This is a genomic window from Pseudomonas sp. ANT_J12, from assembly GCF_008370045.1.
In the GTDB taxonomy this organism is placed as follows: Bacteria; Pseudomonadota; Gammaproteobacteria; order Pseudomonadales; family Pseudomonadaceae; genus Aquipseudomonas.
In genome coordinates this window covers 18,164-40,609 of record NZ_VOBN01000029.1, presented here as the reverse complement: position 1 = coordinate 40,609, position 22,446 = coordinate 18,164, and the positions used below count along the sequence as shown (strand labels likewise).

Genomic DNA, 22,446 nt, shown 5'->3' with positions numbered 1-22,446 from the left:
CCATGGGGCACACGCCAATCATGAACAAGCCATTCCAGATCGGGGCCGGACTCGGCCTCAAACCGAACCACTATGAGGTCGCACTCGAGTGTACCGTCGAGGGTCTCTGGTTCGAAGTTCATCCGGAAAACTACATGGTTGGTGGTGGCCCCCGTTTGGCATGGTTAGAGGCCATTGGCGAGCGACACCCACTGTCGTTGCACGGTGTCTCGCTCTCGCTGGCGGCGGACTGTCCGCCGGACGAGGAGCATTTGAAACGCCTGAAAATGCTCGCGGATCGCGTTCAACCGTCATTGATTTCCGAGCACCTCGCGTGGTCAGCGTGGCGTGGTCAATACCATCCTGACTTGCTGCCATTTCCCCGCACTGGCGAGGCGTTGCGGCGCATCGCAAGCAATATCCAACGCACGCAAGATGTACTGGGGCGTCGCATCGCGGTCGAAAACCCGACTCACTATTTACAACTTGAAGGTCATGACTACAGCGAACTCGACTTTCTCACTGAGCTGAGTCAGCGAACCGGCTGCGGTTTGCTGCTGGATGTGAATAACGTGCACATCAGCGCCCATAACCTGGGGTTCGACGCAGCCACTTATCTGGATGCTTTCCCGGCCAAAGCGATCATGGAGATTCACCTGGCTGGATTCACCCAAGACCCTGGCCAATCAACATTGCTGATCGATAGCCACGACGCACCTATCGCTGAAGGTGTCTGGCACTTATACCAGCGACTGATCGAGCGGATCGGCCAGCGTCCAACATTGATCGAGCGCGACGATCATATTCCTGATTTCGACGATTTACTGGCTGAACGCAACCGGGCACAGACCGTGTTGAACCTTGGGCAATACCAACGATTGCAGGTGGCGATATGAAGCCGTCGCTCGCAAGCTTTCAGGATGCATTCGTGGATGCGTTGTATGGCACCGAATCATCCCTCATGGAATCACTTACAAATCAGCCCGGTTTTACGGTGTATCGCAATACGGTACTCAAGGGCACGACTGATGCGCTGCTCGCCAATTTTCCAACTGTAGAGCGCCTGGTGGGCACTGACTGGCTCAGGAGTGCAGCCGCGATACACGCGCGACTGTCGCCGCCAACGGATGCCCGGTTGCTGCACTACGGCGCCGACTTCCCCGGCTTTCTCGACAGTTTCGCGCCTGCGCAAGACATGTCTTATCTGGGCGACGTCGCGCGTCTAGATCTGCTCTGGACACAGGTGCATTGTGCCGTTGATGAACCGGGTCTGGAGCTAAACGACTTGTCGCAGTTTCCCGAGACAGAGCTTGGCAACCTCCGTCTAACACCAAGTGCCTCCAGCCGTTGGCTCTGGCTACCTGATTGTCCCGCCTACACGATCTGGCGGGTCAATCGCGAACAACTGGAAATGCAAGAAGAACTCGACTGGCAAGGTGAAGGCGCGCTGCTGACACGTAAAGCCGGTCGCGTGCATTGGCAAGCCGCCAGTGCTGCGGACTGCGCGTTTCTCGACGCGTGCGCAGCGCATCTGCCACTCGATCTCGCGGCAGACAAGGCCATTGAAACCGAGCCAGACCTGAATCTGGAAAATCTCATTATCCGTCTGGTGAGTGCCGATGCATTCGCTGCGGTGGACTTGGGCCGACCCTCCTGAAAACTGATTACTGACATCATCAACGGAGCAAGCCATGGACACCCTCCAAACCCGCTCACCCGCCGCTGACCACTCCCTGCGCGGCCTCTGGAATCGCGTCGCGAACCGACTGAGCACACTCATCGGCGATTCGTTTTTGGTGCTGGTGGCGCGCATCGCCATCGCCGCCATTTTCTTTATGTCCGGACGCACCAAAGTCACGGACTTTCTGACAATCACACCGAGCACCTATGAACTGTTCCGCACGGAATATGCATTGCCGTTGATCTCTCCAGAATTGGCGGCACACCTGTCGACCTACAGCGAGCATTTGTTTCCTGTGCTTCTGGTGCTGGGTCTGTTTACCCGTTTATCAGCATTGGCATTGCTGTGCATGACGTTTGTCATCGAGGTGTTTGTCTACCCTGATGCCTGGCCAACCCATCTTTCTTGGGCAGGCCTGCTGCTTCTCATCGTTGCGCGCGGGGCTGGATCACTTTCGCTGGATAGACGACTGGGTATTCGATGAATACCTTCACTATGGAGCATGGTTTCAGACAGCAGTCTTGTTGAAGGTTTTCGGCAACCCGTGTATCGCCAAACGCTTCGCCCTCGGTGCGATGCAAATCACTCCAATACAACGCCCGCCTTCCGTAAGGCTGCAACTTCCAGGTCATTAATATGCAAAGCAATGCCGTCCGATTTTCCTGCGTAGGCTGCGGTATTTGCTGCAAAGGCAGACTGATACCGTTGACGTTGACTGAAGCGCAACAATGGTTGAACCGGGGGCATGACGTCGCGGTGATTGTCGAGGCCTTCGACGAGTCGAACTGGCCTCGTTCATCTCAGGAATTCGCACACGCCAGAGGTCGGTCGGTGAGTGTACGTTGCGGTGATTCCCGGATAAACGTCATCGCCGTATTTGCTGGCAAAGCCCTCGAGCAATGTCCCAACCTCAGAGCGGATAATCTGTGCGACATCTACGAAGAGCGCCCATTGGTTTGCCGAATTTATCCGATGGAAATCAACCCATTCATCCCGTTACGCCAAGACAACAAGGTGTGCCCGCCAGAAGCGTGGGAGAGCAACGACATTCTCTGTACCGATGGACGTGCCGATCCGGCGCTGGAGGCGCTCATCCATCAGTCTCGGCAAGCAGACAAATCCGACGCCTCAAGCAAGGTCGCCATCTGTGCGCAACTGGGATTGAATGTGACAAGTTGGAAAGACAATGCGCTGGCCGTTTACTTCCCGCAGAGGACAAAACTGCTGGAGGCGATTGACAGCGCCACAGGTGATCCAGAGGATTATCCCGATTACGAGTGGCAAGTGCGGGTCGATGATCCATCACTACGTGAACGATTGGTCATGGCGAATCTGTCGATGGCTGCCAATAATTCCACCGATTACATCTTCCATACTTTATGAACTGCCTTCACAGACCGACCATAAATGTATGCTGGACTGCTCTACACCAAAGATCGTTTATCGAACCGTGCTCGCATCCTGATTGAATAGCAGCTTGCGGGTTTCTTCATCGACCACCGGTGCAATGTTGATCTGTTCCGCCAACGCGTAAGCACGCTTTGTCGCAGGTCGATTAGCTATACGCTCAAACCAACGAGCCAAATGAGGGAAGTCGGCAAGGTCTTGCTGCTGCCGTTTGTAAGGGACAATCCATGGGTAGCTGGCCATGTCGGCAATGCTGTAGTCGCCAGCAATGTAGTCACGGCCATCCGCTAAGTGTTTATTCAACACGCCATACAACCGAGCGGTTTCCTTGATGTAGCGCTCCTGCGCATAGGCAATCGGCTCCGGTGCGTATTGGACGAAGTGATGGTTCTGCCCTGCCATTGGGCCCAACCCGCCCATCTGCCAGAACAGCCACCGCAAGGCTTCATTACGGCCTCGCAGGTCATCAGGAATGAACTGATGAGTCTTGTCTGCCAGGTACAGCAAAATGGCCCCCGACTCGAAGATCGGCAACGGTTGCTCACCTTCTAGCGGTTCTTGATCGACAATCGCTGGAATTCGGTTATTGGGTGCGATGTTCAGAAACGACGGACTGAACTGCTCTCCCTTCCCAATGTTCACCGGCACGATGCGATAAGGCAGCCCTGACTCCTCCAGGAACAGGGTGATTTTGTGGCCGTTAGGGGTCGTCCAGTAATACAAGTCGATCATGACCTGAAGCCTCTACTGAGAAATCTGCGGGAACATTGCCTTGCGAGCGTCAGCATCCATTTCTGTCTTGTAACTGTGCTGGGTCTTCAGCGCTTCAGCACGCTGGGCAGCCGGACGCGCATTGATGTCGTCGAGAAGCCGTTTGACGTTTGGAAGTTTTTCCCAAGCCTGTTCACCCAAAATGAACGGTACTGCACGCGACCAACCCCAGACCGCCATATCCACCAACGTGTATTCACTGCCTAGCATGTAAGGCTGATTCGCCAGGCGATCGTTGATAATCGACCAGTGACGCCAGGCCTCGAAGGTGTAGCGGGTCACGGCGTAGTCTTTGGGTTCGGGGGCGAAGTGCTTGAAGTGCACCGCCTGGCCAGAGTAAGGGCCAATGCCCGTGGCAACGAACATGAGCCAGCTATACATTTCGCCACGCGCTTTTAGGGTGTCGGCAGGCAAGAATTTCCCGCTTTTTTCGGCCAGGTAAAGCAGTATGGCATTGCTGTCGAACACTACGTTCTCGCCGTCAACCAAAGCCGGCGTCTTGGCGTTGGGGTTGACCTTGAGAAACGCCGGATCGTGTTGCTCCCCCTTTCGCGTATCGACAGGTATGAGCTCGTACTCAAGACCTGCTTCCTCCAGGAAAAGAGCGACTTTCGCGGGGTTGGGAGACGGGTGATAGTAGAACTTGATCATGTTGACTCCGAACAGTGGCTTTCAGTGAGTGTCGCAGAGCGCCAGGGGCGCAAGCCCAAGGCTGTTGAGTGCAATACCAATAGCGTCTGTTACACACTCAGGATCCGGGTTGATCCGTGCCAACACGCGAATCCCAAACAATATGCTGAGCAAATGATGAGCGCCCTGTTTTGCACCGATCCCTGTGGCGGCTTCGCCTTGCAAGCTGAATGCGCGTAGGCGGCTTTCAAAAAAACTGCGGATGCTCTCAAGTTCTTCTGTCACGGCCTGACGCAAGTCTTCGTCCTCTGCATTCATTTCGAGAGCAGAGTTCACCAGCAGGCATCCACGATTCAGCGGATCGTTCAGGGTGCGATACAGCACTTCTGCAAAGAAACCGGTAATGGCCAATCCTGGATCTGGCAACCCCTCCAGGCGTCGAATGCGCTCACGCACGCCGCACTCCAGATAGTGCTCAAGGGCGCGACGATAAAGACTGCGCTTATCGCCAAAAGCGTTGTAAAGGCTTGGCTGGTTGAGACCTGTGCATCGGACAAGGTCTCTGGTTGAAGTGCCCTCGTATCCCTGAGTCCAAAATGCCTCGACTACGGAGGTTAGAACCTTTGATTCATCGAATGTACGAGGCCGGGCCATTGACTGGGATGCTCTGCAGGTTTGTCGTAGACGGTAACACAGGTTTTGTATCGATCGACACAAAATAAAATTAGCACCTGACCACACGACTCACCTACCGGGCGGGCGTTCCAATGGCGCTAGCATTGGGATTGGGGAAGCGCATTCTCACCAGCTACGCTTGTAATGTCTGAAGCGCGTAACCACTGGAGGTTTACTATGCCCACGGTAAAAACTGCACTCGTCCTCGCGGGTGGCGGTAGCCTGGGAGCTGTTCAGGTTGGCATGTTGCAAGCACTGGTAGAGGCGCAGGTTTCATTTGACCTGGTGGTGGGTGCGTCGGTCGGTGCCATCAACGGTGCGTACTTCGCCGCCAAACCGAACGCGCAGGGAGTGGCGGAACTAGCGAACTTCTGGCGAGGCTTGCGCAAGGACGATGTGTTCCCATTCTCGGTACTCGACACGCTCACGGCGATACTGCAGCGACGCGGGCATCTGCTGCGCGCGTCAGCATTACAACGCCTGGTGCGCCGATCGCTGCCGGTCGAGCTGATCGAAGACACTGAATTGCCACTGCATATCGTCACCACCAATCTGCTCAGCGGTGCCGAAGAACTGCTGTCCAGCGGCAATGCCGAACAGGCGTTGCTCGCCAGTGCTGCAATTCCGCTGGTGTTTCCGACCGTGCGAATCGGCGAGAAGTTCTTGATCGACGGCGGTGTAGCCAGCAATACGCCGATTGCCAGTGCGGTTGCGCTGGGGGCAACGCGCGTCGTGGTGGTGCCCACCGGATTCGGTTGTGCTTGCCCGAAGCCACCGCTCGGGCTCGTGGCGCTAGCCCTGCACACACTGAATCTGATGAGCATGCGTCAACTGGTTCGAGACATTGAATTGTACGCCTCGCGGGCCTCTATCCATGTCGTTGCTCCATTGTGCCCTCTAAATGCATCAGTGTTCGATTTCAGCCAAACCGATCAATTGCTACAACGTGCCTATCAATCGACCCAAACGTGGATCGAAGAAGGCGGGCTGATTCGTACAGGGGTGCCGGATTCTCTACAGGCTCACACCCATCACGTTGATTAGGTAAATAGCCCTCCCCACCTAAACATATTTGCACTGCTGGCTGCTGCCAACTGCATTCATCCCGCAGGGTTTTACGAAATCAGTGACCATTCAATGTGCGGTTTTAAATAGCGGTAGCGCCCCGATAAAACAGGCGGAAACTTCCGGATATATAACACCCGAGCAGTACAGAAGAATTAACCATACCTTCTGATATAATTCAGAATTCAACTTTAATACTTCATAGGCGCCTCTTCATGCCGACATTTTCACGCCGCCAGATTATCGCATCGATGACGGCAGCCAGTGCTGCATTCGCCATCCAGGCACCTGCGTTGGCCATTACAGCCCCCTCACCCACCGCTGCAAACGACATCGAGATACAACTGCAAAAACTTGAGCGCGAGCATGGAGGAAGGCTGGGCGTCGCACTGATGAACTGCTCCACAGGGGCCATCGCTAGCCATAGAGGCAATGAGCGATTCCTTTTCAATAGCACTAGCAAGCTATTCATCGCAGCGGCAGTGCTAGCAAGGGTCGACAGCGGTGAAGAGACCTTTGATCACCGCCTCGTAGTCAGTGAATCAGACCTTGGTGGGTGGACACCCATCACCGAGAAACAACTCGGCGAGCCAGGCATAACAGTCGCAGAGCTATGTCAGGCAGCCGTAGCGTGGAGCGACAATGCAGCCGCCAACGTTTTGATTCGAAGCGTTGGTGGCCCGGAAGCAGTCACCGCATATTTGCGCTCTATTAGTGACGATACCACCAGGTTGGATCGTTACGAGCCAGACCTCAATGAACATGATCATGAGGGTGATGAACGGGACACCACCACACCACTAGCCATGATGAAGACTTTACAGCTACTGCTGCTCGGGGAAGTGCTTTTGCCCTCTTCTCGGCATCAGCTAGCGGCATGGATGATAGAGGGCAAGACTGGGGGTGCTCGACTGCGGGCCGGTATGCCAGCATCCTGGTTGGTCGGGGAGAAAACCGGTACTAATGGAGTGGGCAATGCCAATGATATTGGTGTCGCCTGGCCTGCTGATCGGGGCGCCGTGATCGCAATTGCCTATACGTTTATGCCAAATGCATCGAAAGAGCAATGTGACAAAGCTATAGCATTGATCGGAAAGATAGCTTCCAACGTATGAGCCAAAACGGGGAGCGTAGTAAAGATATCTTATCTACGCTCCCATTAACGACGCTAGCCGTATGATGAAGCAACGTCTCGACGATATAAGGTATTCGCAGCAGCTATAAAGACAGGAAAGAGTTAGTGATCTGAGCGTGTTGAATGGACTCGTCACTTTAAAAATAGGCGATGGCCGAAGTCAGCCAGAAACACATAACTACTTCAGACCATCCTTAGCAGCAGTAGAGACTTTTACTTGGACGATATTGCTGATGAACATACCCTAGCTCTACCAGCTATCTTTGCTCTGTAGAGTTGCTTGTCCGCCGCCTCTATCAAAGCGCTAATAGTAAGATCGCCAGTGGGAGTTACCGTTGCGACGCCAAGAGAAACCGTGACCACACTATTCACATCTGAAGCAGAATGCTCGATACCTAAAGCTCGGATGCGCTCTTGCATTCGCTCTGCCATTTCCACCGCGCCAGCAAGGTTTGTATTGGGCAGCACGCAGGCAAACTCTTCGCCGCCGTACCGAGCTACTAGGTCATACGGGCGCCTAACCGTTAGGGATAACTCATGGGCAACAGATTTCAAGCAGCCATCTCCCGCCTGATGCCCGTATTGGTCGTTGTAGCGTTTGAAAAAATCGACATCCACTAAAACGAGCGATAGCGGCTTTCGCTCTCTATAGCACTGGCGCCAATCCGCCAAAATATCCTCATCGAATTTGCGTCGGTTGGCCACTCCGGTAAGGCCGTCCATCAACGCCATTGAACGCAGCAGATCGTTCTGTAGTTTCAAGGTCAGATGTGTTCTTACCCGAGCTCTGACAATGGTGGGATTGATGGGCTTGCTGATGAAGTCCACCGCGCCAAGCTCCAGACCGGACACTTCATCTGACTCCTGCTGCTGCGCGGTAATGAATATGATTGGAATGCCCTGGGTCGCAGGGTCAGCCTTGAGTCGACGACATACTTCATGCCCGTCAATGCCCTCCATGACCACGTCCAGCAAAATCAGGTCGGGTAGTTGTAGCCGGCATAGCCCGATCGCCTGTTCACCACTGGTGGCCATGAACACATCACAGTCCTCACGAAATAGCTCATGGAGTACCCGGATATTTGTCGGTTGGTCGTCGACAATAAGGAGTTTTGGACGGCTATGGGGATGCGGCAACCAAGCTTCCATCGATTGTTCCATCAGGCATATCTCAAAAGTTCACGACCAATCGGCATCGCAGCCGAAAAGTCTAGCGACTGAACCATGGCAACAAGTTCGTCAAACTGTGGCCGCAGGGATTGAGGAGTTTTTGACGCCAGTGCGTCTGCCAGCTCTATGGCTTGTAGGTTGCCAGCTTCCAGCAACAATAAGATCTCCTCCATGCACTCTCTCCAATGCGCAGGCGCAATTGAATCCTCGCCTGTACTGATGTTTTCACGTGGACTCTGGCCAAATTCGAGATTCATCTGCTCAAGACTTTGTTGCAGTAACACACTTAATTGATCAATCCATATTGAGTCAGCAAAGGTGCTAGCGACAGATTCTGCACCACCGTGATTTAGTGCGTGCTCCAAGTTGCCGGCCAGCAGCGACAGTGCGCTTGCCCCCATGGTACCGCTGCTGCCTTTAATCGAATGGAGCACGAAAGCGGCCCCCGGGGCATCGTGGCGCTGGATCTGATCCCGCAACCGAATTAGCTGTTTTTCCGATTCCGGGCCAAAGTTACGCAGCACATTGCGGATCAAATCAAGATCACCGCCAAATCGATCAATGATCGATGCACGAGACTCGATCACGCCTTCGGCTGTATTGCCTTGCCTCAAAAATGGAGAGGCTTGGTTTTCCTCACGGCCCGTTTGAAAAAGTAACGTTGCGACGAGTTGCTCCAGATTTATGGGCTTGCCGACATGCGCATTCATCCCCGCCGCCAGGCAAGCCTCACGGTCTGTATTGGAAGCATTTGCGGTCATCGCCACAATCGGCAACGCTGCAAAGCGCGAATTCGATCGAATGCGACGGGTCGCCTCAAAACCATCAATATCCGGCATCTGGATATCCATTAGCACGGCGTCGAAGGGCACACTCTCAGCCAATACCCTACTCACACCTTCAAGCCCACCTTCAGCCAGCATCACCTCAGCGCCCTCGCCTGCCAGTAACTCATCGGCAACCTGCCGATTGAGCATATTGTCTTCCACTACCAATAGCCGCAGCCCGGCAAGACGGCGCGGCCTGTCAACGGCGGATCTAGATGGAGATGATTGCAAAAGACCTTTGCCATCGAATGCTCGCAGAACAGCATCGGCTAACTGTTTAGGAGTAACAGGCTTGGTAAGAAATCCCACGAAGGGGGCGTCTCCCATTTGATGGGCATCGGCCAGCACTTCGCGGCCGTAAGCGGTGATCATAATGACCTTTGGCGGTGGCATGCCGTTGCCTTGCTGCTGGATCAATTGCGCAGCGCTCAGCCCATCCATATCGGACATCCGCCAGTCCATCAGCACCACGTCGTAGGCTTCGCCTCGCGCCCGGGCTTTTTTTACCGACTCAACCGCTAGTGTGCCATCACTCACGTGATCGGCCTTCCATCCCATTGCGTGAACGGTTCTCAGCAGCAACTCACCTGCCATGGCGTTGTCGTCAACGATCAATATCCGCATAGATACATCGACTTTTGGACAGACCGACCTCAGCAGCGAAGTCTTAGCTACATCCAAGGTTATATCGAACCAGAAGCGACTACCGGCGCCCTGTTTGCTCTCCACCTGAAGCTCCCCGCCCATCAAGTTGACCAGCCGCTTGCAGATCACCAAGCCCAAACCTGTGCCGCCAAAACGACGAGTGGTCGACGCCTCGGCCTGAGTAAAACCTTCAAAAATTCGCTGAAGTTGTTCAGGACTGATACCAATGCCTGTATCAGAAACGGCAATGCGCACGCTCACAGAGCTTTCTGTGCGCAACAGTTGCTCGACGCTGACCACTATCTGGCCTTCCATGGTGAACTTGAGAGCATTACCCGCTAGGTTTATCAGCACCTGTTGCAGCCGCAGGCTATCGCCTATCAGGTCGTTGGGTAGATTAGAGTCCAGGTCGAACATGACCTCGACCTCTTTTTGACCCTGGTTGCCTGCCAACACCACGGCGAGGTCACGCATGAGTGGTTCGAGCTCGAACGGGTGCACATCGAGTTGCAGCTTGCCGGCCTCAATCTTGGAGTAGTCGAGGATGTCATTGAGCAAGCCCAGCAGCGATTTCGCAGCGGTCTGCGCTTTGGTCACATAATCGAGCTGACGGCCATTCAGGTCAGTATTTTGCACCAACTGCAACATACCCAACACAGCATTCATCGGCGTGCGTATTTCATGGCTCATGTTGGCCAGAAAGGCAGACTTAGCCGCACTCGCTGCATCGGCCTGCTCCTTAGCGTAAAGCAGGCGAGACTCCAGTTCGCGTTGGATAGTTATGTCACGATTGATACCGGTGACACGCAATACGACACCACCATTATCGCGTTCAATTTGTGCGCCTGCATGGATATAGCGTATCTGGCCATCAAGCCGAACAACACGAAAAATCGAATTGTATACATCCAGCCCCTTGACTGCGGCACTCAACTGTCCCGCCGCTGCCACAACATCGTCTGGGTGGACGCGAGAGTACCAATGCTCATAACTCAGACCCGTATTGCGTAATAGCAGGGGCAGATCATAAAACTCGAACATACGGTCATTCCACTGCAGGGAGTTGTCCGCAAGTGTCCAAGACCAGATACCCAGCTCCGCTACCTCAGCGGCCATCAACAGATGATCACGCGCCGCCATCAGCTCGCTGCGTTGTTTCTGTGTTCTCTCCAAACTCGCAGACTGCTCCTTTTCGGCGGCTTTACGCTCGGTGATGTTTAGCGCCATACCCAGGTAGCCGCTCAACTCGCCATTCTCATCACGCATGGCCGTGACCACCAGAGTGATTGGGAGCTGCGAGCCGTCCTTACGGATGTACGTCCATTCCCGTGTTTCTGCACCTTCAAGTTCCGGTTTATAGACGAGCACTTGGAAACCCTCGATTAACTGAGCGAACTCCTTGGTCAGCTCAGCGCCACGAGCAGCGACTTCCTCCGGTAAATGGAGTAACGCAGGCGTATGTTTATCCAGTAACTCATCGGCGTCATAACCCAACAAATGCTCTGCGCCTTTGTTAAACACACGGATTACACCGTCAAGGTCTGTCGCGATGATCGAGACCTCAGTGGCCGAACGCAGCACAGAGCCCAACAACAGATTGAGTTGCCGCAACTCAGAAGTCCGTTGCGCTACCTGCTCCTCGAGATTGGAATTGAGATCGAGAATTCGTGCCTCTGCTGCTTTTTTTGCAGAGACATCCCTTATCGTTTTGGAGGCTCCAACGACGCGACCACCCTCGCCATAAATGGGTGAAATACTGGCGGAGACATCAATTAGCTGGCTATCCTTTCGACGGCGCTGGGTATCGAAGCTGGTGATTCGCTCCCCCGTTTTTATGCGTTCAAGAATATGAGCTTCCTCAGCTACAAACTCTTCAGGAACAATCAGGCTGACCAGTGTCTGACCTACTGCCTCCTCGGCGGTATAGCCAAAAAGGTGCTCGGCACCCTTGTTCCAATTGGTGACGATACCATCAAGCGTTTTTCCGATAATGCCATCGGCCGAGCTTTCGACGATTGCAGCCAGACTTGCCTGCTCGGCCAATATCTGACGCCGACGTTGGCGACTGACACCCACTACACCAACCAGAGCAGCCAGTAGAAGGGTGACTAAACCACCAAGAATGAGCAGTGCTTTCGGCGAGACCTGATGCAAACGTTGGATGAACAGCGGATTTGCGCCGAGTTCAATTTGCCACCGCCTCCCATATACCTCCCGCTCCAGCTGATGGGTCATCAGCGATTCATGGCTAGTAGAGTCGTCGGTACTTTCATAAAAGAGCACCTCTTGTCCTGGGACTGTGATATCTCTCATTCGCAGATGCACAGTCTCATTTTCAATACGCAGACCTTTGAGTACCTCCTCCATTTGCAACGCGGCATAGCTCCAGCCAAATGCTGCAGCATCGCGTTCGGCGGCGGTCAGCGGGGTCACTCCTCCCCGGTAAATCGGCATCAGAACCAGAAAAGACTGCTGTGGTTTACCCATTGCCTGTATCAGCGTGATGGGGCCGGTGATCTGCGCTTTACCGCTTTGCATAGCGTATTCGGCGGCTTCGCGACGAGAAGTCTCTGAGGCAATATCCAGGCCGATTGCAGCTTGGTTACTTTCAACAGGCGCGACATACTGGATGACATAGCGCTCGCCTGAATCGGGTGATATTTGGCGAATGGAGAAATCTGCTTTCCCATCGGCGCGGGCTTGTTTGAGAAAAACGCTTTCGTCGCGCTCCGCCACCCGCCTGACAAAGCCCATCGCCCGTGCGCCAGGGAACTCAGATGCAAGATCGCGCGTTTGGATATATCGGTCGAAAACCTCGCGACTTATGCCATGTTCACCCGCTGTCAGCACGGCACCACGAGCACCTCTCAATCCGTATTGGTAAAGATTGAGACGCGTTAAGACCAACTCTGCAGCATCCTCGGTGGTTACTGCGAGAGCTTCTGTAGCCCGCTGTTCGTTGATGCGCTCCAGGATCCAGCTTCCTAGGATGCTTGCTCCGCCCCCCACTACCAGAGTGATAGCTACTCCCCAGCCCCATGCAAAAAATTTATATTTTTTTCTCACCTGCATAATTCCGTTGCAGAAGGCATTCGCCTTAATTATTAAATGTCGAACCCTGGCGGGGGGCCTGAAGCTTAGTTCGCATACATAACATAGGCCTTAAACCGAGAGGGGGAAAATCAGCGGTTTTATGGAAAATTGTTCGGTGCGCCCGGTTCTGAGGGGTTGAGCGCAGGTTTTGCTGAAATTAATGTCTCCAGGTTACCGGTATCCCCAGTACCAGTACGGTATGGGTTTCCATCCGACCCAATATCACTCTGAATCGGCCTAGGTTTCTTAGACACCAGAGTAAGTTTGCTCTTGGTCGACTCCCTCCTGCCGTGACCAGCAGAGGTCGTCCGATTTCCGTCTGTCATGACGGACTGAGATCGGCTACGTATCCCGCGCGCCAGAGCATCAGCGTCCGCTGATCATCCCTTGCTACATTGGGCCTTTAGCTGGCGCTACTCCCCGGATAAAAATCGTCTGGCGATCATCGCCACTGCTTCCGCCGGAGACGTCAGGGCTGTATCTATATTAAATGGTGCGTTATCCCACGCCTCATATTCATGATCCAGTACAGACTGCCAAGTTGGTGGAGCCAGCCCAAGAATATCAGTCTTCCTGGCTTCAACCCGTCGCTGGTGTTCATGGTTATCAGAGCATACGATCTGGATATTCACTAATGGAACACCAGACCGTGTAGCGATTTCGCTCCACGCTTGTCGGCTTTCGATTACTGGGTTCACACAGTCAACTATGACCGTGTTGCCAGAACGAAGATTGGTCAGAGCAAGCTCATTAGCGACCATGTAACCGCTCCGCCCCACGTCTTGTGCCAGAGCACCGGAATTTCGGATAGCCTGCTCAATCGTATCGATCCGCAGATACACGGCACTTGTTCTGGTGGCAAGGTCACTTGCGATAGTCGTTTTTCCGGTACCTGGAAGGCCGCTGAAGACAATGAGCATTCTATGTTCTTCGGTTGGGAGTTATCCCAGTCTAGTTGGTTCCCAGATATGCGGCAGCAATTGGGAAATATCGGCGCTCTTGGATCGTTTGCTTTTGGCCGGGTACCACCTATCCCAGAAGGCGCATCCAGGTGTTCTATTAGAGCTCGTAGCAAGTGTTACGGGCGGTGAGACTCAGCAGTCTGTTCGCCCATGGACGCCGTATTAGATTCTTGCGATTCCGAACTCGAATGAGGCTTATATTCAGCAGTACAGTTTCCTTAAGGAGGCGGCCGTGTATTCAAACCTATCCCAATGGCGACGAATCCGTAAACGGGTGCTCTCGTTAGGCGAGTCGATCCACTCCGTGGCAAAGAAAGAAGGGATGAGCAGGTCGACTCTGCGGAAAATCCTCATCTTCGAATCTCCGCCCGGCTATGGTGGCCGGAGCATCCCGAAGCCACAGCAGAGAAGTCTTTCTCTTTCCCCATCCATCCCCCACGTTGACATAGTGCGGCAGCGTTGGATGGAGTGGCTGTATGACCTTGAACGTGGAGCCTTGCCGAGCAATTCATTACAGTCAGCTCTATACGGCTTGGGCCGCTATCGGCGCAAGAAAGTCCTCGCCGTTATGGCACGCAGAAGCGGGTTCACCATCAACGCAATTGTCGATCATCTCGGCCTGTCCAAAACGACAGTCAGGAGGTGTTCCGCGTTATTCGACACTGGAGGGCTCGATGCCCTGCTCGGCAGAAAGAAACTACCTCGTAAGGCTGACGACGATGCTTTCAGGGCGGCCTTGTTCAGTCTCTTGCACGAGCCGCCGTCGCTCTCAGGATTCATCCGAACGACCTGGAGAATGGCCGATCTTAAAAAAACCCTCGTTGCCAGGGGATTCTCTGCGAGCGATGACGTTATACGCGAGGCAATTCGAAACACGGGATTCCGGTGGAGGTCGGCCAAGGTTGTTCTCACCAGCACCGATCCGGAATACCGGCAGAAGCTTCAACGCGTCCAGGATGTTCTTTCACACCTGGGTGACAACGAGCGCTTCTTCTCTATTGATGAATACGGGCCATTCGCCGTAAAGGCCAAGCCCGGACGCATTCTTGCCGGGCCCGGCGAGAGCCCTAGCGTGCCTCAGTGGCAGAAATCGAAGGGATGGCTGATAGCGACCGCCGCCCTAGAGCTTTCACACAACAGGGTGACGCACTTCTACTCTCGGGCAAAAAACACAACTGAGATGATCAGGATGGCCGAAATACTCCTAAACGAATACCGTACTGCGAAAACACTCTACCTCTCATGGGACGCAGCTTCCTGGCACATGTCTAAGCAGTTACTGGCTTTCGTTGATAAGAACAACGCTAGGGCCGACGGCATGCCCCGTATTGAGCTAGCGCCGCTGCCTGCCTCAGCACAGTTCCTGAACGTCATTGAGTCAGTGTTTAGTGGAATGGCTCGGGCGATCATCCACAATAGTGATTATTCGTCGGTGGAAGCAGCGAGCGAGGCCATTGACCGCTATTTCGAGGAACGCAACCGCTATTACGCTGAGAATCCAAAACCGGCCGGGAATAAGATTTGGGGGAAAGAGAGAACAGAGGCCACCTTCGATCCGGCCAACAACTGCAAAGATCCAGCCTACCGATAGCAAGACGGTATTGAAACGGGATTGGCGGCTTCGACCCCAAGTAGGCGAACGGCCCTGGAGTACCTACTGCGCATAGAGGTTGCAGATATAAAGGCCTAATAAGTTGTTCCATACCGAAGTGCTAGGAACCTTGCCTCATGTGTCATCCATTACCATGCGAAAGATGCTGTGGGAGTTCTGATTTATAGCAACAAAACTCAGCACCAATTTTACATTGAGGAAGCAAAGGGAATCCTGCACCATTGTCCATTCCTGGATGGTTTCAATGGATGGATTCAAGGCATGCTGGATGCAAACGCAACTCATATTTCCCTAACGCTGGAGGGCGTATCTGTTGACCTCCAGGTACTCAGTTTTGTTGGCCGCGAAGCCCTCAACCAGCCGTTCAGTTTCGACATCGAACTGGTCAGCCACCGCCCCGACCTGAAACTCGAAGAGCTGCTGCACAAGCCCGGCTGCCTCACCTTCGGTGCCACTGGTAAAGGCATCATCCACGGTCTGGTCTATCGCATCGAACAAGGCGACTCAGGAAAGAAGCTGACCCGCTACAGCATCAGCCTGGTGCCGCAACTCGCCTATCTGCGACACAACCATGATCAGCAAATCTTCCAGCACCTGACCGTGCCGAAGATCATCGCCCAGGTTCTCGAAGCGCGCGGCATCCTCTCCGATGCCTACAGCTTCCAGCTCGGCGCGATCTACCCGGAACGCGATTACTGCGTGCAGTACGACGAATCCGACCTGCATTTCATCCAGCGCCTGTGCGAAGAAGAAGGCATTCACTTCCACTTCCAGCACTCCGCCAGCGGCCACAAACTGGTATTCGGCGATGACCAGACTGTCTTTCGTAAACTCACCCCCGTGAGCTACCAGCAAGACTCCGGCATGGCCGCCGAGAAACCAGTAATAAAGCGTTTCAACCTACGCCTGGAAACCCGCACCACCCGCGTCAGCCGTCGCGACTACGATTTCGAAAAGCCGAGTATCCTGCCCGAAGGCGCCGCCAAGAGCGAGTTCGCTCCAGACTTGGAAGACTACGACTACCCTGGCCGTTTCACCGACCGTGCACGCGGAAAACAATTAGCGACCCGTGCCCTGGAACGCCATCGCAGCGACTACAAACTCGCCGAAGGCAAAGGCGATGAGCCGACTCTGGTCAGCGGCCACTTCTTGGCCCTGAGCGAGCACCCGCGTGCCGAGTGGAACGACCTCTGGCTGCTGCTGGAAGTAATTCATGAAGGCAAACAACCGCAGGTGCTGGGCGAGAACATCACTAGCGACGTCACCCACAGTAAGGACGACTTCCACCAGGGTTACCGTAACCGCTTCCTAGCCACACCCTGGGACGCACACTACCGCCCGGCACTTGATCACCCAAAACCCAAAGTCCTTGGTAGCCAGACCGCCATCGTCACCGGCCACAAAGGCGAGGAAATCCACACCGACCAATACGGCCGCGTCAAAGTCCAGTTTTTCTGGGATCGCGACGGCCAAGGCGACGACAACACCACTTGCTGGCTACGCGTCGCCACCGGCTGGGCCGGCAACGCCTACGGCGGCATCGCCATCCCGCGCATCGGCATGGAAGTGCTGGTTTCGTTCATGGAAGGCGACCCCGACCAACCACTGATCACCGGCTGCCTGTACCACAAGGAAAACGTTGTCCCCTACGACCTGCCGGCGAACAAAACCCGCAGTACGTTCAAGACGCTCAGTTCACCGGGTGGCAAGGGCTACAACGAATTCCGGATCGAAGATAAGAAAGGTGCGGAACAGATTTATCTGCATGCCCAGCGCGATTGGGATGAAAACATCGAGCACGACCAGAAGATTCGCATCGGCAATGAACGGCATGACACCGTTGAGGCGAATGTTTTTAGTGAGTTCAAGGTTGAAGAACATCGCATTACGCATCTGGATCGTAGGTCTGAAGCGCGGGCGGATGATCACCTGACGGTTGCGGTGACCCAGCATGTGAAGGTCGGGACGGCGCAGTTTGTTGAGGCTGGAACGGAGATTCACTACCACGCAGGGGAAAAGGTTGTGGTTGAGGGCGGCATGGAGCTTACGGCGAAGGCTGGCGGGAGCTTTGTGAAGGTTGATGCCGGAGGAGTGACAATCAGTGGTGCGCAGGTCAAGACCAACTCAGGCGGATCGCCAGGTGTTGGCACGGGCATTCAGATATTGGGGCCTCTTTTGCCTAGTCAGGCCGATAAGGACAAGTTCGGGAAATTGCTCGAAAATGCCCCTCGCAGTCACAAAGCACGGTATTTGCTTCAGGACGAAAAAACAGGCGAACCGTTAGTAGGAAGCCCTTACACATTGAGGCTGGCCGACGGCACGCGTATCGCCGGTTACACCAACGAAGAAGGGAAGACCTTTCAGGCCCATAGCACCGACCCGGCCGAAGTGGAGTTGTTGACACCTCTTCGTAAGCCGGAGCCTGAAGAGCAATTGATCAGGGCGGGTGAAAGCGCTCCAAAGGAAATGACCCTGGATTTCAAAAACGCCAACTCGGAGGGCTGATACATGGCAGTCATGCAACCACCTCAAACGCCGCAGGGCTGCACCAACACCAGCATTGAAGGCACGATCAAACAGGCTCCACTACCCAACCCGGACAACAAGCCTTACTTGATGGAAAAAGCGAATTACGCTTCGAGGTTTCCGAAGTTATCTATCAAGAAGGCAAAGGACGGTGGCGTCACAGGTTTGGAGCTCAAACAACTTGTTATGAGTGGGTTGATCCGGGCGGACGAGTACCGCTGGGATTTTCTCTGGGACTACAAAGCGGAAGTCTGCTTTGACATGGCATCCCTTCCACCCAAACCATTTCTTAGCTCCTCGTGGTTCGGCGAAGATGAGAAACCCGATCCACTGCGGCGCCATACCTTATTTCCGTTCCCCAAAGGTTCGGTCAAAGGCTTGCTACGACGCCCAGACGTCATCATCGTAAAAAGTCGTAGTATTCGCTGGCCGGGACAAGCAGGGTCTGATCATCAGGGCGCTGCTCATCCGAACAATCTAGAACGGCTAGTAGAAGTGAAATTTCCAGGGGACAAACTGTACCCCGAACAGGAGCGAGCTTATCTGCTAATCGCCGGGGGCCGTGGCCGGTTCTCAGTTTTAGAGATCAACGACTGCCGCGATGATGATGATCGTGAACGAGACCGTCAGTACAACAGAGAACACAAACCAACAGGTGAATTCAATCCTCTGCAATGGCCAACGCTTTTGCCGCCTCGCAATTACGGTGAAGCATCGAGGCCCGCGCCCGTTCCAGTGCCAGCCTACGGCCCAACAACAACACCAAGGCCCGCACATGTCGAAAGCTGGACTCAGCAAGTTCAGTCTGCTGTAGATGGTCTTTTAGAGCAGGGTGCTGAAGGTATCAGGCAGCTGTCGCAAGAAGTCCAACAGCATTTGGAGGATGCAGCTACTTGGTTAGGTACCAAAGGTGACTGGGTTCGTCGTGAATCGCAGAAAACATGGGAATGGATGGGTGAGACTGGCGCTCAGGTAATGCGCTGGACGGATGAGCAATTACGAGCCATCTGGAAAGAGGTGCAACGATATACAGATATCACATTGGAAATGCTGCGGCAGATTGACTGGATACAGGTCTTAATAGACGTGGGTATTGCTGTAGCCACCGTGGTTGTAGCTTTTGCTATAGGGGCAGCAGTTGTCGCTGCCGGCATCCCTGCTGGCCTCGTAGCGGGCCTGCTGGTCATTATCCGTTTAGCTCAAGTCTCCTGGGCCCTGCTAGCCACAATTTTGGGCGGAGCTGCAGTTACCGCTACAGCAACCGCCGGCTAAATGAGAGATCACATGAACATATTGGAAAAGCTGGAACAACAAGCTCCCGACCTTACCTTCGAGTTGCCGGACGGAAAACCTGTGGTCAGACTAGGTCTGATCCTTACCTTGTATTTCAAACAAGGTTACACAAGCGAAACCAAAGAAAAGCTCCTGGAATGTTTTCGCCGTTTTTACGGCGAGCATCAGACAAAACTAAAGTGTTTGGTCTACGGGCGTCATAAAAAGCTGACCACTGACAACTTCGAAAAAGCCCAACAAGCCATTTTAATGAGTGGAGGAAATGACGAATTCAGCTTGTTTCTAGGTAGTGCTTCTAACGAGACCGAAGCGGATGAATATTCTCTTTGCGCGATGAACTCCTTTGAAGTACACGGCGACAAACTCCGTTCCTACATCAAACTTGTGATGCCTTGGAGCATCCTAACGGAGCCCGACGGTCGGTCAAAATTCCGGGAGTGGGCTGAATATTTATGTGATCAAATCAAAGCGGAGCACGGATATGGAGGTCTTTCGAGCATCCTGCCATATGACTACCACAGCTATATTCCTACCGAGTATCAATTGGCTCAGCAATACTCTGGACTGGAAGTCGACTCCATGCCCCACGCCTCGTCAATCGAGTTGCTGGACGCCATAAAAGGGGTCAATTGGTTCACCATTTTAGGAACTGATTTTGTGAGTCGTCTAGGCGGCGAAGCCGCGCTTCGCCATGCGTTCAGTGGTCGCGGAGATATTGAAATCCTGACTTATAGCAACGGTCTTATTATTAAAGCTGGTGAGTACCCAGAACTCGGAAAAATGGAAGATGGCCCTCCTGCAGCTTATGTAGCAGTGAACAAAGTAATCAAACAGATACGAATTCAGCAACCCGATCAACTGCATCCCTACTCGCCATATGGGGATGGCTTCGAGGAGAAAAGTACCACTCGATGGTATGCGCGCTTCGATCAAGACGATTCAAATGTTGTTGCACCCTCTCGCATTGAGTCTGGCCAAACTTGCACCAAGGAGGGGTACTGGTTCACTCCTGCGCAAACGAACTCACGCCGCCATTTCCGACAAGGCGAAATTATGCCAAATTTCAGTGGCTCAGACTGGGGCGCTACACTCTGGTATTGGTCGGGCGAAGAGTAAAAAACCTGAGATGGGCGGTAGAGAGGTCTCAATGAGCGCACTGAAAAAACTAATCGCCAGCGCGCAAAACTTGGAATTTTGGCTACCGGATAACACACCTGTCGTCAGGCTGGGGCTGATCGCTACGGTGTATTTCAAAGAAGGTTATTTGCTTGAATACAAGAAAAAAGTCATGGAGTGCTTCGACCGCTTCAAGGAAGAATTTGGTCAATATCTAAAGGGGCAATTTGATGGTCGCTATAAAAAACTGACCGACGATAGTTTCAAAAAAACGACTCTGAAGATTCTTGGAACTGATTCGAACGAACAATATGAATGGCACATTAGCAGTGCTCCGACCGCAAATGAAGCCGCTGAGTACAGCCTTTCGGCATTGAATTCTTTCGAAGTCCATGGCGACCAGAAACGCTCTTATCTGAAGCTCACTTTGCCTTGGGTTTTTTTGCAGGAAGCTGATGGCGCTGCTCGATATCAGAACTGGCTGATTTACCTCTCTAACCAGGTTAGGGCTGAACATGGTTATGGCGGCCTTTCCAGCGTTCTACCCTATGACTTCGATAGCTACATGCCTATGGAATTTCAGCTTGCTCAGCAGTTCTCCGGACTTGAAGTGGACTCTATGGTGCACAACTTTAAGCGAGAACTGCTCGATCACATTAAGGGCGTGAACTGGTACACCGTTCTTGGAAAGCAGTTTGTGGAGCGGCTCGGGGGCGAAGACCGACTACGTCATGCTTTTGGTGGACGTGGCGATGTAGAAGTATTAAGTTACGAGAACGGACTGATCATCCGTGCGGGTGACCTCCCCCAGTTGGGCGCAGAAAACGAACAGCCTCCCGCTGCCTATGTGGCGGTCAATCGAATCGTCAAACCGTTACGTATACCAAATCCAGATCAACTGCACACCTACTCTCCTTACGGAAACTGCTTCGAAGAAGACAGCACCGCCCGCTGGTACGCTCGCTTCGACCAAGAAGATAGTCAATCAAAAACTCCCGCACGCCTTGAAGCCGGTCAGCCATGCAGCGTGGCAGGTTACTGGTTCAGTCCAGCTCAATCCGACTCCCGACGTTATTTCAATCAGGGAGAAATCCTGCCGAGTTTCAGCGGCTCAAGCTGGGGCGATACGCTTTGGTATTGGTCGGGTGAGAAGTAACACAATGGCCGTTGCCGGTCAGAGGTCACTTCCGAAGGCTGGCAACGCGTCGCCATACCCGCTAGCGAATTTTTAACGGCTTAGTACGTTGAAATGCATCCGAGTCAAAGCAGCAAGAGGTTGATCGGGGCGACGCGTTTGCCCAAGCTCCATGGCTGTATGCACGCAGAACCGATGTCTAACCCTCGGGATGACTTGTACTCCATATGTAAGAATTCAGAGGCAACACCCAGGCTCACGCTCAAAACCGATCTAGATAAGCGTTAGCAAAAAGGGCGCGTAAACGCCCTTTTGTACTCAAATCAAAATCATCTGGTCAGCCAGGTCTCGACAGTGTCTGAGCCGTGTTCAGCTTTCCACTCTTTCAGAGTCTTGTGATTGCCACCTTTGGTTTCGACGACTTCGCCGGTGTGCGGGTTTTTATAGACTTTCACTTCGCGTGGCTTTCTCGTACCGGATTTTGCCTCGGTAGCTGGTACGCGACTGCCAGCTTTAGGGTCAAGCAGGTTGATCACGTTCAGCAGACTGTAGCCGTACTCGGCGAGCAGAGCACGTAGCTTGGTTTCAAATTCAATTTCTTTCTTCAGGCCTGCATCGCCCTTCAAGGCTTCAAGAGCTTGGAGCTGCTCGGCCAAGTGTTTTTCGAGCTGGCGGAATTCTGCGAGTTTGGACATGCTGAAACCTCGGATAATCTAGAATTTAG

General features: G+C 53.6%; 18 protein-coding genes and 1 pseudogene. 11 read left to right on the top strand and 8 right to left on the bottom strand.

Annotated elements, in window-relative coordinates; genetic code table 11:
* The first annotated feature begins 20 nt into the window (after positions 1-20).
* The 4 genes from FQ192_RS31150 (at position 21) to FQ192_RS31135 (ending at position 3,043) form a co-directional block, all read left to right on the top strand.
* The gene (locus FQ192_RS31150) at positions 21-875 is read left to right on the top strand and encodes a DUF692 domain-containing protein (protein ID WP_109521266.1); all 855 of its coding nucleotides are present in this window, start codon (positions 21-23) and stop codon (positions 873-875) included.
* Positions 872-1,636 (top strand): DNA-binding domain-containing protein, encoded by a 765-nt coding sequence (locus FQ192_RS31145; RefSeq protein WP_109521198.1) that lies wholly within the window; start codon positions 872-874, stop codon positions 1,634-1,636. Before FQ192_RS31150 ends, FQ192_RS31145 begins: the two co-directional genes overlap by 4 nt.
* A gap of 34 nt (positions 1,637-1,670) precedes the next feature.
* Entirely contained in the window at positions 1,671-2,144 is a 474-nt protein-coding gene (locus tag FQ192_RS31140) for a DoxX family protein (protein ID WP_109521197.1), read from the top strand.
* Between the two features lie 152 nt (positions 2,145-2,296).
* A complete protein-coding gene (locus FQ192_RS31135; protein WP_109521196.1) occupies positions 2,297-3,043 on the top strand; it encodes a YkgJ family cysteine cluster protein in 747 nt (248 codons plus the stop codon).
* 57 nt (positions 3,044-3,100) lie between these two features.
* Here the strand turns inward: FQ192_RS31135 and FQ192_RS31130 are convergent, their stop codons facing one another.
* The 4 genes and pseudogenes from FQ192_RS31130 to FQ192_RS34730 form a co-directional block, all read right to left on the bottom strand.
* Positions 3,101-3,799 carry a glutathione binding-like protein gene (locus FQ192_RS31130; protein WP_109521195.1) on the bottom strand — a complete coding sequence of 233 codons (699 nt, stop codon included), beginning with the start codon at positions 3,797-3,799 and terminating at the stop codon, positions 3,101-3,103.
* Positions 3,800-3,811: 12 nt separating this feature from the next.
* Complete coding sequence (locus FQ192_RS31125; protein ID WP_109521194.1) at positions 3,812-4,489, bottom strand: glutathione S-transferase family protein; 678 nt, start codon at positions 4,487-4,489, stop codon at positions 3,812-3,814.
* A gap of 21 nt (positions 4,490-4,510) precedes the next feature.
* Complete coding sequence (locus FQ192_RS31120) at positions 4,511-4,924, bottom strand: TetR family transcriptional regulator C-terminal domain-containing protein (protein WP_256672421.1); 414 nt, start codon at positions 4,922-4,924, stop codon at positions 4,511-4,513.
* A 39-nt stretch (positions 4,925-4,963) separates the two neighbouring features.
* Positions 4,964-5,122: pseudogene (locus tag FQ192_RS34730) on the bottom strand (TetR/AcrR family transcriptional regulator); the annotation flags it as partial.
* A 198-nt stretch (positions 5,123-5,320) separates the two neighbouring features.
* Between FQ192_RS34730 and FQ192_RS31115 the strand changes: the two are divergent.
* A complete protein-coding gene (locus FQ192_RS31115) occupies positions 5,321-6,187 on the top strand; it encodes a patatin-like phospholipase family protein (RefSeq protein ID WP_109521192.1) in 867 nt (288 codons plus the stop codon).
* Positions 6,188-6,423: 236 nt separating this feature from the next.
* Positions 6,424-7,323: a class A beta-lactamase gene (gene bla, locus FQ192_RS31110; protein ID WP_218585810.1), complete on the top strand. Its 900-nt coding sequence runs from the start codon at positions 6,424-6,426 to the stop codon at positions 7,321-7,323.
* A 233-nt stretch (positions 7,324-7,556) separates the two neighbouring features.
* On the opposite strand, the gene FQ192_RS31105 is transcribed toward bla, so the two are convergent.
* The 3 genes from FQ192_RS31105 to FQ192_RS31095 form a co-directional block, all read right to left on the bottom strand.
* Positions 7,557-8,504, bottom strand: coding sequence for a diguanylate cyclase (locus FQ192_RS31105; RefSeq protein ID WP_109521191.1), 948 nt, complete (start codon positions 8,502-8,504; stop codon positions 7,557-7,559).
* Positions 8,504-13,057, bottom strand: a complete 4,554-nt coding sequence (locus FQ192_RS31100; protein ID WP_109521190.1) for a CHASE domain-containing protein — start codon at positions 13,055-13,057, stop codon at positions 8,504-8,506. The genes FQ192_RS31105 and FQ192_RS31100 overlap by 1 nt, the downstream gene beginning before the upstream one ends.
* A gap of 434 nt (positions 13,058-13,491) precedes the next feature.
* Positions 13,492-13,998 carry an AAA family ATPase gene (locus tag FQ192_RS31095; protein ID WP_109521189.1) on the bottom strand — a complete coding sequence of 169 codons (507 nt, stop codon included), beginning with the start codon at positions 13,996-13,998 and terminating at the stop codon, positions 13,492-13,494.
* 346 nt (positions 13,999-14,344) lie between these two features.
* Here FQ192_RS31095 and FQ192_RS31090 point away from each other — a divergent pair, with 346 nt between their 5' ends.
* From FQ192_RS31090 to FQ192_RS31070, 5 genes are all read left to right on the top strand, one after another.
* Positions 14,345-15,631, top strand: a complete 1,287-nt coding sequence (locus tag FQ192_RS31090; RefSeq protein WP_149661937.1) for an IS630 family transposase — start codon at positions 14,345-14,347, stop codon at positions 15,629-15,631.
* A 282-nt stretch (positions 15,632-15,913) separates the two neighbouring features.
* On the top strand, positions 15,914-18,157 hold the full coding sequence (gene tssI / locus FQ192_RS31085) for a type VI secretion system tip protein VgrG (protein WP_256672420.1): 2,244 nt from the start codon (positions 15,914-15,916) through the stop codon (positions 18,155-18,157).
* Positions 18,158-18,160: 3 nt separating this feature from the next.
* Positions 18,161-19,450, top strand: coding sequence for a VRR-NUC domain-containing protein (locus FQ192_RS31080; RefSeq protein WP_109522540.1), 1,290 nt, complete (start codon positions 18,161-18,163; stop codon positions 19,448-19,450).
* 12 nt (positions 19,451-19,462) lie between these two features.
* Positions 19,463-20,587: a DUF3396 domain-containing protein gene (locus FQ192_RS31075; RefSeq protein WP_109522541.1), complete on the top strand. Its 1,125-nt coding sequence runs from the start codon at positions 19,463-19,465 to the stop codon at positions 20,585-20,587.
* Between the two features lie 31 nt (positions 20,588-20,618).
* On the top strand, positions 20,619-21,743 hold the full coding sequence (locus FQ192_RS31070) for a type VI immunity family protein (protein ID WP_109522500.1): 1,125 nt from the start codon (positions 20,619-20,621) through the stop codon (positions 21,741-21,743).
* A gap of 308 nt (positions 21,744-22,051) precedes the next feature.
* Here FQ192_RS31070 and FQ192_RS31065 read toward each other — a convergent pair whose 3' ends face one another.
* Positions 22,052-22,417 (bottom strand): histone-like nucleoid-structuring protein, MvaT/MvaU family, encoded by a 366-nt coding sequence (locus FQ192_RS31065; RefSeq protein ID WP_109522499.1) that lies wholly within the window; start codon positions 22,415-22,417, stop codon positions 22,052-22,054.
* Positions 22,418-22,446 lie beyond the last annotated feature (29 nt).